This is a genomic window from Bacteroides sp. AF39-16AC (assembly GCF_003602735.1).
Taxonomy (GTDB): domain Bacteria; phylum Bacteroidota; class Bacteroidia; order Bacteroidales; family Bacteroidaceae; genus Bacteroides; species Bacteroides uniformis.
This window is the reverse complement of the sequence record NZ_QTLN01000004.1, coordinates 227,476-240,595: the sequence shown is the minus strand read 5'-3', so window position 1 is coordinate 240,595 and position 13,120 is coordinate 227,476. Positions and strand designations below refer to the sequence as shown.

Sequence of the window (13,120 nt, the reverse complement as noted above, 5' to 3'; positions counted from 1 at the left end):
ATTATTGTTTCTCCTTAATCAGCCCCGTCCTATACGCCACCAGCAGTTTCATCAAATCCTGAATCTGCGTAACGAGTTCACTTCCTTTGTCCGTATCCTTCACCATCATACGCTGCGAATTGAATTCGACAACCAGGGTTGTAGACTTGATGTCTTGCCCTTCTTCAATGGCTTTCTGACGGCTCTGGAACGGTTCATGCTGCACCAGTTGCAAGCCGTGGGAATGATATACCAGCGTATATCCCGCAATTCCCGTTTCCGGCTGATAGGCTTTTGAAAAACCACCGTCAATCACCAGCAGTTTACCATCCGCTTTGATAGGCTTCTCACCTTTAATGGTCTTTACCGGTACATGCCCGTTGATGATATGCGAATGTGGCCCCGGCTTCACGCCGAACTCTTCAAGAATGCGGTCACACACCTCAGCCTCGTTGCGCAAGGCATAGTAATGTCCTTTCGTCTCCTTATGCAATGTTTTGTCGGCCACAAAATAGCGTTCAAAGGTAGCCATCTTGTCTTTATCGAAGGAAGGGGCATCCGGTCCGCACCACATGTACCAGACATAATCCAGTGCAAACTGTTTCTCTTCCGAACCGTCCTCGTCAAAATAAGCGGTACGTATCAGCTGGTCGGTCTTTTTCAGCAACTTACGTCCCCAGTATTCCTTTTGGCCGATGCGGACATGTTTGAAACTGCCGTCCGCATTCAGAGGCACGGAAGCATGATAAAGCAGGTTACTGTTGCACACCAGATACATGCCGCCATACGTAAACAAGCAGCGCATGTGCTTCTTCATCTTCTCGCTGTTCATGAAAGAAGAATGAATCCGGTGCATCAGTTCGCGCTCCTCGTCCGACAGACGATACGGGTCTGCCGGGTCTATGGTGGGGAAATTTACATCGCGCAACGGATATTCCTTGCCTTCGTATACAAACACACCACGCTCGAAATCCACCAGATGCAGCAGTTTCCGGTTCTCCATACCGAACTCAGGACGGCGGCTGATGATTTCCGCCTCCAGTTTCAACTGGATAACCGTAATCGCCTTGTGCATCTGTGTAATCAGCCGCAAGGTCTTCTCATTGTATTCCGCATCGGCAAAGTTCATTTTCGGCGCAAAGATGGTGCAAGGGTCATCCGCATAGGTATCCATGGCAAACGTTGCAAGCGGCAACAGATTGATGCCATAACCATCCTCCAGCGTTGCTAAATTGGCATAGCGCATCGACATACGGATTACGTTGGCTATACAAGCATCATTACCCGATGCGGCACCCATCCACAGAATATCGTGGTTACCCCATTGGATGTCGAAATTATGATAATCACAGAGAGTATCCATGATAATATGCGCACCCGGTCCGCGGTCGTATATATCGCCCACAATATGCAGCGAGTCGATGGTCAAGCGCTGGATAAGGTTGCACATCGCCACAATAAAATCATCCGCACGCTTCGTAGAGATAATGGTACTGATTATGACATTGATATAGGCATGCTTGTTAGGTTCGATGCTCGATTCGTGCAACAGCTCTTGAATGATATACGAGAACTCTGCTGGAAGTGCCTTGCGTACTTTCGAACGGGTATATTTGGACGAAACGTTCTGGCATACTTTTACCAACTGGTTCAGTGTTATCAAATACCAGTCATCCAGGTCCGTTTCCTGCTCCTTGATAAGTTGCAGCTTCTCTTCCGGATAATAAATTAACGTACAGATTTCCTTCTTCTCACTTTCGCGCAGTGTATGCCCGAATATTTCGTTCACCTTACGTTTCACTGCCCCCGATGCATTCTTCAGCACATGCTGAAAAGCCTCATACTCACCATGAATATCCGTCAGAAAATGCTCTGTACCTTTCGGCAGATTCAGAATGGCCTCCAGATTGATGATTTCCGTACTGGCATCAGCAATGGTAGGAAAACTGCGTGATAATAATTGCAAATAACGCAAGTCATTGACAATACTTTCCGGAGTTATATTTCCCATAGTTATTTAATTGATAGTTGATAATTGACAGTTGATAATATCCCTCATTCTTCATTATCCATTAATGAAGAACATGAGCAGCACTTGGGCTATGATTACCCGTAGAAACATGCACAGCGGATAAACCGTAGCATAAGCTACAGACGGATTGTCTCCCGGAATGGTGTCGTTGGCGTAGTTCAGCGCCATGGGGTTTGCCATGCTTCCGCACAGCATACCCGCCATTGTTCCGAAATCTATCTTCAGCCACTTGAAGGTAACGATACCCATAATCAATACCGGAACCACAGTCAACGCAAAACCCGTAGCAATCCATAACAGCCCTTCCGGCCGGAATACCGTATCGAAGAAATGGGCACCTGCATCCAGTCCCAGGCAAGCCAGGTAAAGAGACAATCCCAATGCACGGAGCATCAGGTTCGCACTGCGCGTAGTATAAGTCACCATGTGCATCCTCGGACCGAATGTCCCGATAAGAATACCTACGATGATAGGGCCTCCTGCCAATCCGAGCCGCACGGGAGCGCTGATACCGGGAATGGAAATAGGAATTGCTCCCAAAGCCAGACCGATGACAATGCCGATAAATACCGCCACCAAGTTCGGTTCCTTCAGGCTTTTCACAGCATTGCCCAGCACCTTCTCCACATTTTGTATAGCAGCGGCTTCGCCCACTACGGTCAGGCGGTCACCCAATTGCAAGGTCAGTTCCGCTGTGGCCAGCAGCTGCACGCCGCTACGATAAACCCGGCTGATATTGATACCGTAATGATTACGCAGATGGAGAGAACCCAGCTTCTTGCCGTTCAACTCCGGGCGCGTCACCACGATACGTTGCGAAATCAGCTGGCTGTCTATGGCATTCCAGTCTATATCTTCCTTGTTCCAGTCGGTATGCTCCTGCTCGCCGAAAAGCACGGTCAGAGCCGGCGTATTTTTCTCCGAGGTAATCACCAGCAGGCGGTCACCTTCCTTTATAATCTTTTCCGAGGTAGGAATACTCACATTCCCATCCCGCCACAAGCGGGAAATCACGAACTTCGGATAGCTGTTCAGCCCGCCTATTTCCTTGATACTCTTGTTGAAGATGGCAGGATTGTGCACCTGGAACGCAACAATGTAAGGCTTGTTCACGTCATCCTTCTCTTTCAATTCCAGGTCTTCCTTATGCGCCAGCGTCTTACGGATGAACAGTACGGCCAGAATGACCCCTACCACCCCCAGCGGATATGCCACCGCACACCCCAAAGCAGGGGTACTGGACTCCAATCCCATCTGTTTCAATGTCTGCTGTGCCGCACCGAGTGCCGGTGTGTTTGTCGTGGCACCGCAAAGTATGCCCACCATATCCGGCAGGGATACTCCCAACCCATAGCTGCCCAGTACAGTCAGCAGGGTGCCGATAAGCACTACACCCGTGGCGAGCATATTCAGTTGTACCCCTCCTTTACGGAAAGAGCTGAAAAAACCCGGTCCCACCTGCAAACCCAAAGCATACACAAATATCACCAGCCCGAAGCTTTCCGCATAATTCAGCATCTGCGGGTCTATGGACAACCCGAAATGCCCGGCAATGATGCCGGCAAAGAATACAAACGTCACTCCCAATGAAATGCCGCAAACATGTATCTTCCCCAATCCCAATCCGATAGCAGAAATCAGTGAGAGTACCACAACCGCCTGCAAGGCGGAGTGCTCGACGAATAAACTATATAGCCAGTCCAATGTGCATTCTATTTTACAGTTTCAGGCTGCAAAGATAGTGCAAACCTCATGCAAAATAAAACGAACCCGTCTATTTTTTATGCGGCAGCACTTCTAAAAAAGGGATACGATACAATAAATCCCTGCTGCCAGCAAAGCACTGACGGGGATAGTCAGCACCCAAGCGGTCATCAGACTCTTCGTAACTCCCCAACGCACAGCCGAAAGCCGCTTCGTGGCCCCTACTCCGATAATAGCTCCCGTAATGGTGTGTGTCGTACTTACCGGAATCTTCAGATACTCCGTCAAATAAAGCGTAAACGCACCGGCAGTTTCCGCAATCACCCCTTCCAGTGGCGTCACCTTCGTAATCTTAGTCCCCATGGTCTTCACAATCTTCCACCCGCCGGACATGGTACCGAGTGAAATGGCCGTAAAACAAGAGAATGCCACCCAGTCCGGCAGGTCATCAATACTGTTTATCCCCATTCCCAGTCCTTCCGAATGTCCGGCTATCATAGCCGCAGCAATGATACCCATTACCTTCTGTGAATCATTCAGACCGTGCCCGATGCTGAACAAAGCCGAAGACACCAGCTGCAGTTTCTTGAACCACACCTCGGCCGTATGGGGATGCGCCCTGCGGCAAATGTACAAGACCAACAACGTAAAACCAAATGCCACCACCATACCAATCAAGGGAGCCAGAAAAATGAATGCCGCAATCTTCAGAATGATACTCAACTGGATGGCCTCAAAACCGTGTGCCATGATGGCAGCTCCGGCAAAACCTCCGATAAGCGTGTGCGAAGAAGAGGAAGGGATTCCCTTCCACCAAGTGAACAGATTCCAGGCAATAGCCGCAATCACGCCGGCCAGAATGATAGGCAAAGTAATGTAAGGCTCCATCACCGTTTTCGATACGGTGTTGGCAATGCCGAAACCGCCGATGACACACTTGGCGATGAAAAAGGCCACAAAATTGAAGAAAGCCGCCCATATCACCGCCTGAAACGGTGTAAGCACTTTGGTAGACACAATGGTGGCAATAGAATTGGCCGCATCATGAAAACCGTTGATATAATCGAATATCAGAGCCAGTACAATGATAATCACTAATAGTTCCATGCGTCCGTTCGTTTATGCGTATTTCACAATCAGGCTCCTCAAAATCTTGCCCACGTGTTCGGCTGCGTCCGTCGTTTTTTCCAACTCATACATAATCTCCTTGATTTTGATGAGTTCAATGCAGTCCTTCTCTTCTTCAAAAAGCCTGGTGATGAAAAATTCATAAATATCATCTGCCCGGTTTTCTATGTCATGCAGCTGGTTGCAATATGCGCGCAGCTTATCCGGACTCTTGCGGAATGCCTCCAGTTCATCCATGGCCTGGCCGATGAGGGCCGCTTCTTGTTGAACCATATGTCCCAGCTCTTTCCCCTTGTCCGAAATAGGATGCGGATTATAGATAGTGATACGCTTGGCACAGCTGTTTATTCCATCAATCACATCATCCATGCCCGAAGCCAGGTCATGGATATCCTCCCGGTCAAAAGGAGTAATGAAAGTAGTGCCCAGTTCATCCAGAATCAGATTGGTCAGCTTATCGCCCTCGCGCTCCAAATCTTTGATTCGTTTATAATCTTCCGCCCTCTTCTCAGGCGAGTCATGGCCCAATATTTCTATCAACAAAGCCGACGAGGACAATAAAATCTCAGACAATTGCTTCAGCAAAGGAAAGAATTTCGGTTCTTTCGGTGTGAACCGGCTAAAAAAAGAATTCTTCATAATGGATAAATGTACTAAGTATATTAATTTATTTTTGTTTTCGTTGTTTCAGTCTTGCACGCAGCACTTCTACCACGGCCGGCAGTATGGAAACCACAATAATGGCCACAATCAGCAGTTTGAGGTTCTCTTGTACAAACGGAAGGTCACCGAAGAAATAACCCGCATAACAGAAGATGGCAATCCAGCAGGCGCCCCCAATCAGGTTGTACAGCATGAAGTAATAGTAATGCATCTTACCCATCCCCGCCACGAATGGCGCAAACGTACGGACGATAGGCACAAAACGAGCTATGATAATTGTCTTGCCTCCATACTTCTTATAGAACTCATGGGTCTTGTCGAGATGGCTTTGCTTGAATATTCTGGAATCGGGATTATTGAAGAGCCTTCGCCCGAAGAAATGCCCTATCATGTAGTTGCAAGAGTCGCCTAATACCGCGGCAACAAACAATATCAAAGCCAGCACATTGACCTCGAGAGGCATGTCGGGCAGTGCGGCAATAGCTCCCGCCACAAAAAGCAGGGAATCGCCCGGCAGGAAAGGTGTGACCACCAGCCCCGTTTCGCAGAAAATAATCAGAAACAATATGGCATACGCCCACATATGATATTCCTGCACTATATCAATCATATACTGATCGATATGGAGAATAAAATCTAATAGAAAATCCATTATATATTGATTATCAGTACTTAAAAAATAGAGAAAAACTCGGCATGGGGAGACGGGCAATCTCTCTGGCTCCCGAAAGAGAGGAAGGGAAAGTACTAAATAAGAATACGCCTCAGCGTATATACATAATATCTATATGAAATCTTATGGGGATGGAAAGTAAAGGGGAAAGAAGTTGTCTTTTCTTCCGGGAGCAGAGTTTTCAGGGTTCTCGCAACCTTGGCGGCAATGAAGTCCGGATTAAGCCTCAACAATTTCGAGCAAGAGGCATGCCGTAATGAGAAGGTATTTCCTATGCAACCGGCATCTGCCAGGCAATTATAATTCGCGTCCTCCCCTTTTTCCTGGCATTGTCTGCCATCTGCCCCCGACAAGCTGTGCTGGGCTCCGGAGAAATAATGCACATCCGCAGTAGGGAGTGTCTTACATCCCTCCATATCATCAGAAACGGAAGTGAACTTCGATATGAGGAACAACCCTAACAAGATATAGAATATACATTTCGCCATAGCGGGTGCAAATATAGAAACTATTTTCGGATTACAACAGAAAAATGAAAAACAAAAAGCGGTTAACCGTTTCATCAGTCAACCGCTTTCTTGTTTTTGTAGTGGGTACGAGAATCGAACTCGTATACCATGCGTGAGAGGCATGTATCCTAACCGTTAGATGAACCCACCCTCGCATTTGTCTTGTACACCCTCAGGGATTCGAACCCTGGACCCACTGATTAAGAGTCAGTTGCTCTACCAACTGAGCTAAGAGTGCATCTGGCGGAAGCTGGGGGATTCGAACCCCCGGTACGGTTACCCGTACGTCAGTTTAGCAAACTGGTGGTTTCAGCCACTCACCCAAACTTCCTTTTTTATAACCAGCATTCTTTTCAAATGCGGTGCAAATGTAGGGCAAACTTTTGGACTGTGCAAATCTTTCCTACATATTTTTTTCACCGTTTTCATACAATTTGAGATAACACGTTAACACTCAAACCCTAAAACAAGAAAAAAAATTTGATACATATCAAACCGTCCTTTTCAACCTTTCCTTATCTTTGCGCGATTTTTAAAGTATAGTGCACATACACGGACAATGATACAACAAGAAAGCCTAAAAAAGCGGCTTGCCAAGCTGGCCGCCCCCATTTTTATAGAGACACTTCTCATCATGATGCTCGGTGCGGTGGACACCATCATGCTGAGCCGCCACTCGGACAACAGTGTTGCCGCCGTAGGGGTAGTCAACCAAATTATCATGCTCACTTTCCTCGTTTTCGAAGTCATCAACCTCGGAACGTCCGTTCTGTGTTCCCAGTATCTCGGTGCGAAACTACACAAGAAAGTAGTGCAAGTAGTCGGCGTATCCATCCTCGTCAACCTGGCGGTAGGTATCACGGTCAGCCTGGTACTGTTCTCCTGCGTCCATCCCATCCTCCGGCTGATGGGGCTCACCGCTGAACTGATGCAGGACGGCATGGACTATATGCGTATCGTAGGCGCTTTCGCCTTCTTCCAGGCACTATCCCTCACCCTCTCCGCCTCCCTGCGCAGTGCCAACAAGGCCATCTACCCGATGATGGTCACCGTCGTAGTCAATATCCTCAATATCATCGGCAACTACTCCCTCATCTTCGGCCGCTTCGGCTTTCCGGAACTGGGCGTGGAAGGCGCCGCCATCTCCACAGCCTTCAGCCGGGGTGTCTCCATGATTATACTGTTCGTCATACTGTTCCGCAAGCACATCCACCGTTTCCCACCGGCATACTTCCGCCCTTTTCCGTGGATAGAACTAAAGAACCTGATGAAGGTAGGCCTGCCCTCTGCCGGCGAACAATTGTCGTACAGCTCGTCGCAAGTCGTCATCACCTACTTCATCAACATGCTGGGAGTGGAAGCGCTCGCCACCCGTACCTATTGTGTCAACATCATCATGTTCGCTTATCTGTTCAGCATCTCCATGGCACAAGGCGGCGCCATCTGTATCGGGCATCTGATAGGCGAGAAGAAACCTCACGCAGCCTTCCTTATGGGAAAATACGTCATGAAGAAATCCGTCATGATTACCGTCATGCTGTCCTGCATCCTCGCCCTTTCGGGGCATGCCATCTTTGGCTGGCTCACGTCCAACCCCGACATCATACGTATGGGTGCCACCATCCTTATCATAGATGTACTCCTCGAAATAGGCCGCCCCATCAACATCTTCGCCACCAACGCCCTTCGTGCGGCAGGAGATGTCAACTACCCCTTCTACGTAGGGTTGGTGGTGCAGTGGAGTGTAGCTGTAGGTGTGGGATACCTTTTCGGCTTTCCCTTCGGCTGGGGTATCTGCGGCATGTGGGTAGCCTTCCTGTTGGACGAGAATATCCGCGGCTTCATTTTCGTCCGCCGCTGGTATGGCATGAAATGGGTAAACAAAAGCTTCATCCGGAATTGTTTTTAATTCCAAAAGTCCTATCTTTGCTCCCCGAAAGCAGAAGCGGACCGAACTTTACCGGTCTTGCTTACTGAACAAATAAATCATGGTCTTATGGATGCACTATTGAAAGAAACCGTAGATGCCGCTATCAACTCCCGCTATCCAGGCATGGCTCCCGAGGGAAGAAGGTTGATAGAGGAAATCCTCATTCGCAAGGAAGTAGAAAAGGGCGCATTATTACTCAATGAAGGGCAGATAAGCCATAATATCGTATTTGTAGGAAAAGGCATGTTGCGCCAATTCTATTATAAAAACGGTAAAGACGTCACCGAACACTTTTCCTATGAAGGCTGCATCATCATCTGCATAGAAAGTACCTTGAAGCAGGAACCCACCCACCTCATGATTGAGGCACTCGAACCGAGTGTCGTATACCTGCTGCCATACAACAAGCTGCTGACACTTACCGAAATCTCATGGGAAATAAACATGCTCTATCGGAAGATTCTGGAATATTCCCTGATTGTTTCACAGATAAAGGCTGACTCCTGGCGGTTTGAGACTGCACGCGAGCGCTATAACCAGCTCATGGAACATCAGCCCGAAGTCATCAAGCGGGCTCCTTTGTCGCACATTGCGTCCTATCTGCTGATGACCCCCGAAACACTGAGTCGGGTACGTTCGGGCATACTGTAACCCTCCTCCTGTCTGCCCGGAGAATACATATCTGAATTTATATAGAAATTTTACCATTTCTCCCCTAAGCGTGCATTGATTGCCATACAATCATTTCATGCTCAAGGTTGTTTTATATGTATTTAAAATATTAAAATTCAGATTATGAATACTATACATAATTTTTCCGCTTCCCTGATACAGCGGACAAAACAAGCCGGACGATACAGTACATCCGGTATATATACCAGTACAGTGAACAGCTTTTTCCGCTTCGTCGGCCACCGTTCCATCACTTTTGCAGAGCTTACCCCCAGCCTCATCAAGCAATACGAAGACCGGCTGCTCGGTGAAGGACGGCGCCATAATACCATATCCACCTATATGCGTATGCTCCGTTCCATCTCTCACCAAGCTGCCGAACAAGGCATTCCATTCACACACAGTATAGACGATTTGTTCGCCTATGTATTCACCGGTTATGAGCCTACCGCCAAACGGGCCATCTCTCCTTTACTAATCCGGCGCTTGGTAAATCTTGATTTGGAGAAGAAACCCGCCTTGCGTTTCAGCCGCGACATGTTTCTGTTAAGTTTTTACTTACGAGGCATTCCGTTCGTAGACCTTGTACATCTCCGCAAAACGGATGTCAAGCACAATACCATTTATTATTACCGTCATAAGACCCGTCAGCAATTGTCCGTACATATAGAGTCGTATGCCGCACAGATTATAAATAGGTATAAGAACGAAGCCGCCTCTTCCCCCTATTTGCTACCGATATTATCACTGACCGGGGAAGATGGTTACAGACAATACAAAAGTGCTTTACGGCTCTACAACCAACATTTACACACACTTTCGAAGATGTTACGGTTAAGCATTCCATTAACATCTTATGTAGCCCGCCATAGCTGGGCCACCACTGCCAAAGACGAAGGAGTGGCCATTTCTGTGATTAGTGAAAGCTTAGGACATACTTCTGAAAAGGTAACTCACGTTTACCTTGCTTCTTTTGACAACAATGCGATGAGTAAAGCAAATAAAAAAGTGATTGCAACAATCCATCCAAACAAAAAGAAAAAGCCCTAAAAACTAGAATTTGTAAAAGTATTCCTATTTGTATAGGAGTACTTTTATTATCCAATTTTATTCTCTTACTTACAAGGTAATGGATACCAATACTCTCTTACTTACAAGGTAAGAGAATATGTTTTGTGGCTGCAAAGATATGAAAAAGATTACTACAATCGCAAAAAAATAGATTTATTTTTTAATTCATATTTATCTCATATATAGATATAAGACACATTGCAGCCACTTGTATTTCAGTCTTATATATTTACATAAACGCCCCCATTTTGAATTCAAAAATTAAATTTAATTATGAGATAAAATATCGTTTTACATTTTAATTACATATATAGTCTTTTAATGTAAAATACCTTTTAATGGCTGGTTTATAAGATTATTCTCCAAATAAAATACCACCTCTTACCTTGTAAGTAAGAGAATTATTAAACAAACAAGAATGAACAGTTTTTTCTCTTTCAATACCATTGAGAAAGAAAAAAGCTATTGAATTAGTGTGAATTATGAAACAAGTTCTCCATTTCAATAAAGTGATTAAGTTCGTCATTATCTTTGGTGACTTATGCTTACTGAACATCATTTTCATCTCGCTATATCACATTTTTGACTACCAAACACTGGGCAATGAATTTACACATTCATTGTCCCAGCTATTGGTATTATTGAATCTAGTCTATCTACTTTGCAATTACTCCAATGGCGTCGTACTGCATGAACGTATTGTACGTCCGGAACGCATTGTACGTCGGGCTCTCCGTAATACAACTTTTCACGCCACGCTGTTCATCAGCTTGGCTACTTTAGCAGATATCGGTACCAGTTCACTCCGTTTTTTTACATGCTTTTATAGTATTTTCTTTATCTGCCTCGCTATATATCGTCTTCTTTTCCGGTATTTACTGAAAAAATATCGAGAACATGGAGGTAACTCACGTACCGTCATTTTAATCGGCAGTAACAAAAACATGACAGAACTCTATCAAGAAATGACCGGAGATCCCACCACGGGCTTCCGCATTACCGGCTATTTCTGTGATGTACCTTCTGATGATTTTCCCGAAGATGTCCCCTATTTAGGGCAGCCTAAAGAAGTTGTCACTTATTTACAGCAACACCATATAGAACAAGTCTATTGCTGCTTGCCTTCTGCACGTAGCCATGAAATACTTCCAATCATCAATTATTGCGAAAATCACTTGATTCGTTTCTATAGTGTACCTAATATTCGCAATTACCTGCATCGTCGCATGCACTTCGAGATGTTTGGCAATATCCCCGTACTCACTATCCGCGAGGAACCTTTGGCACAAATGGAAAATCGCCTGCTGAAAAGAGCCTTCGACCTCTTTTTCTCCCTCGTTTTTCTGTGTACAGTATTCCCCTTCGTCTACATCATCATAGGTACCGCTATCAAGCTATCCTCCCCCGGTCCTATCTTCTTCAAACAAAAACGAAGCGGAGAGAATGGAAATGAATTCTGGTGTTACAAATTCCGTTCGATGCGTGTCAACATAGACAGTGACGAACTACAAGCCACCGCCAATGACCCGCGCAAAACAAAAATCGGAGATTTCATCCGTAAAGCCAGCATTGACGAACTTCCCCAATTTATCAATGTGTTACTAGGGCAAATGTCCGTTGTAGGGCCACGCCCCCATATGCTGAAACACACTGAAGAATATTCACGCCTTATCGACAAATATATGGTCAGACATCTGGTAAAGCCCGGCATCACCGGTTGGGCCCAAGTCACCGGCTACCGTGGTGAGACCAAAGAACTCTGGCAAATGGAAGGACGTGTACAGCGCGATGTATGGTATCTGGAACACTGGACTTTTCTATTGGATTTATACATTATATACAAGACAATCAGAAACGCCATTCAAGGCGAGAAAGAAGCGTATTGAGAATTAAAATTGAAAATCAAAAATTAAAAGGAGCAGTAATGAAAAACAAGAAAAGTATAGCCATCTTGATGGCGGCAATTACATTGGCAAGCTGCCAATCTTACAAAAAAGTACCTTATCTACAAAGTTACGAATCACTTACAGATAAGAGTTATAAGGAAATCGTCATCAATGAAGTCAACCAGCAGGATACCCTCTACGATGCGCGTATCCAACCTAAAGACTTGCTGAATATCACCATAAACACCACTGATCCGCAAGCTGCCGCACCGTTCAACCTGCCCATGCAGACCTATAATAACATAGCACAATCCAATGCCAGCACTACATCGCAACCAGCTCTGCAACAATATCTCGTAGACAATGCAGGTGAGATAGACTTCCCCGTGATAGGCAGACTGCAAGTAGGCGGCTTAACTAAAAATGCAGCCGAGAACCTTATCCGTGAACAGCTTCGTCCTTATCTCAAAGAAATACCTATTGTCACTGTACGTATGTCCAACTACAAAATTTCTGTCCTCGGTGAAGTGAACAGTCCCGGAACTTTCACTATCAATAATGAGAAAGTGAATATTTTCGAGGCGCTTGCCATGGCAGGCGACATGACCATTTACGGTATACGAAACAACGTCAAGCTCATCCGCGAAGACTGTAACGGCCAGCGAAATGTCATCAGCCTAAACTTGAACGAGCAGAATATTCTTCATTCTCCCTACTACTACATGCAGCAGAATGATATCCTTTATATAGCTCCAAATAAAACCAAGGCAAAGAGTGCAAGCGTCAGTAACAGTACCACTATCTGGGTTTCTGTGATTACTTCCCTTGTTTCACTCGCAAGTCTGATTGTCAACATTGTAAGATAATTTTAAT

The 13,120-nt window shown here is 45.9% G+C and carries 11 protein-coding genes and 3 tRNA genes; 5 read left to right on the top strand and 9 right to left on the bottom strand.

Annotated features, from left to right (window positions below):
* Window position 1: 1 nt before the first annotated feature.
* The 9 genes from DW039_RS06305 to DW039_RS06265 form a co-directional block, all read right to left on the bottom strand.
* Window positions 2–1,990 carry a fructose-1,6-bisphosphatase gene (locus DW039_RS06305; protein WP_120137550.1) on the bottom strand — a complete coding sequence of 663 codons (1,989 nt, stop codon included), beginning with the start codon at window positions 1,988–1,990 and terminating at the stop codon, window positions 2–4.
* A gap of 54 nt (window positions 1,991–2,044) precedes the next feature.
* Window positions 2,045–3,715: a putative transporter gene (locus DW039_RS06300; protein WP_005828042.1), complete on the bottom strand. Its 1,671-nt coding sequence runs from the start codon at window positions 3,713–3,715 to the stop codon at window positions 2,045–2,047.
* 93 nt (window positions 3,716–3,808) lie between these two features.
* Window positions 3,809–4,822 (bottom strand): inorganic phosphate transporter, encoded by a 1,014-nt coding sequence (locus DW039_RS06295; RefSeq protein WP_005828041.1) that lies wholly within the window; start codon window positions 4,820–4,822, stop codon window positions 3,809–3,811.
* Window positions 4,823–4,834: 12 nt separating this feature from the next.
* Entirely contained in the window at window positions 4,835–5,482 is a 648-nt protein-coding gene (locus tag DW039_RS06290; RefSeq protein WP_005828040.1) for a DUF47 domain-containing protein, read from the bottom strand.
* 28 nt (window positions 5,483–5,510) lie between these two features.
* Window positions 5,511–6,158 (bottom strand): DedA family protein, encoded by a 648-nt coding sequence (locus DW039_RS06285; protein ID WP_016273484.1) that lies wholly within the window; start codon window positions 6,156–6,158, stop codon window positions 5,511–5,513.
* A 95-nt stretch (window positions 6,159–6,253) separates the two neighbouring features.
* Complete coding sequence (locus DW039_RS06280) at window positions 6,254–6,667, bottom strand: hypothetical protein (protein WP_005828038.1); 414 nt, start codon at window positions 6,665–6,667, stop codon at window positions 6,254–6,256.
* A 99-nt stretch (window positions 6,668–6,766) separates the two neighbouring features.
* A tRNA-Glu gene (locus tag DW039_RS06275) sits at window positions 6,767–6,838 on the bottom strand.
* 15 nt (window positions 6,839–6,853) lie between these two features.
* Window positions 6,854–6,926: transfer RNA gene (locus tag DW039_RS06270), tRNA-Lys, on the bottom strand.
* A gap of 3 nt (window positions 6,927–6,929) precedes the next feature.
* Window positions 6,930–7,019, bottom strand: a tRNA-Ser gene (locus tag DW039_RS06265).
* A gap of 228 nt (window positions 7,020–7,247) precedes the next feature.
* Here DW039_RS06265 and DW039_RS06260 point away from each other — a divergent pair.
* From DW039_RS06260 to DW039_RS06240, 5 genes are all read left to right on the top strand, one after another.
* Window positions 7,248–8,597, top strand: coding sequence for an MATE family efflux transporter (locus tag DW039_RS06260; RefSeq protein WP_057256076.1), 1,350 nt, complete (start codon window positions 7,248–7,250; stop codon window positions 8,595–8,597).
* 87 nt (window positions 8,598–8,684) lie between these two features.
* Entirely contained in the window at window positions 8,685–9,269 is a 585-nt protein-coding gene (locus DW039_RS06255; RefSeq protein WP_120381816.1) for a Crp/Fnr family transcriptional regulator, read from the top strand.
* A 144-nt stretch (window positions 9,270–9,413) separates the two neighbouring features.
* Window positions 9,414–10,340, top strand: coding sequence for a site-specific integrase (locus DW039_RS06250; protein WP_034525571.1), 927 nt, complete (start codon window positions 9,414–9,416; stop codon window positions 10,338–10,340).
* Window positions 10,341–10,843: 503 nt separating this feature from the next.
* Window positions 10,844–12,247, top strand: a complete 1,404-nt coding sequence (locus tag DW039_RS06245; protein ID WP_005828031.1) for an undecaprenyl-phosphate glucose phosphotransferase — start codon at window positions 10,844–10,846, stop codon at window positions 12,245–12,247.
* A 38-nt stretch (window positions 12,248–12,285) separates the two neighbouring features.
* Entirely contained in the window at window positions 12,286–13,113 is an 828-nt protein-coding gene (locus DW039_RS06240) for a polysaccharide biosynthesis/export family protein (RefSeq protein WP_120381815.1), read from the top strand.
* The last annotated feature ends 7 nt before the right edge of the window (window positions 13,114–13,120 follow it).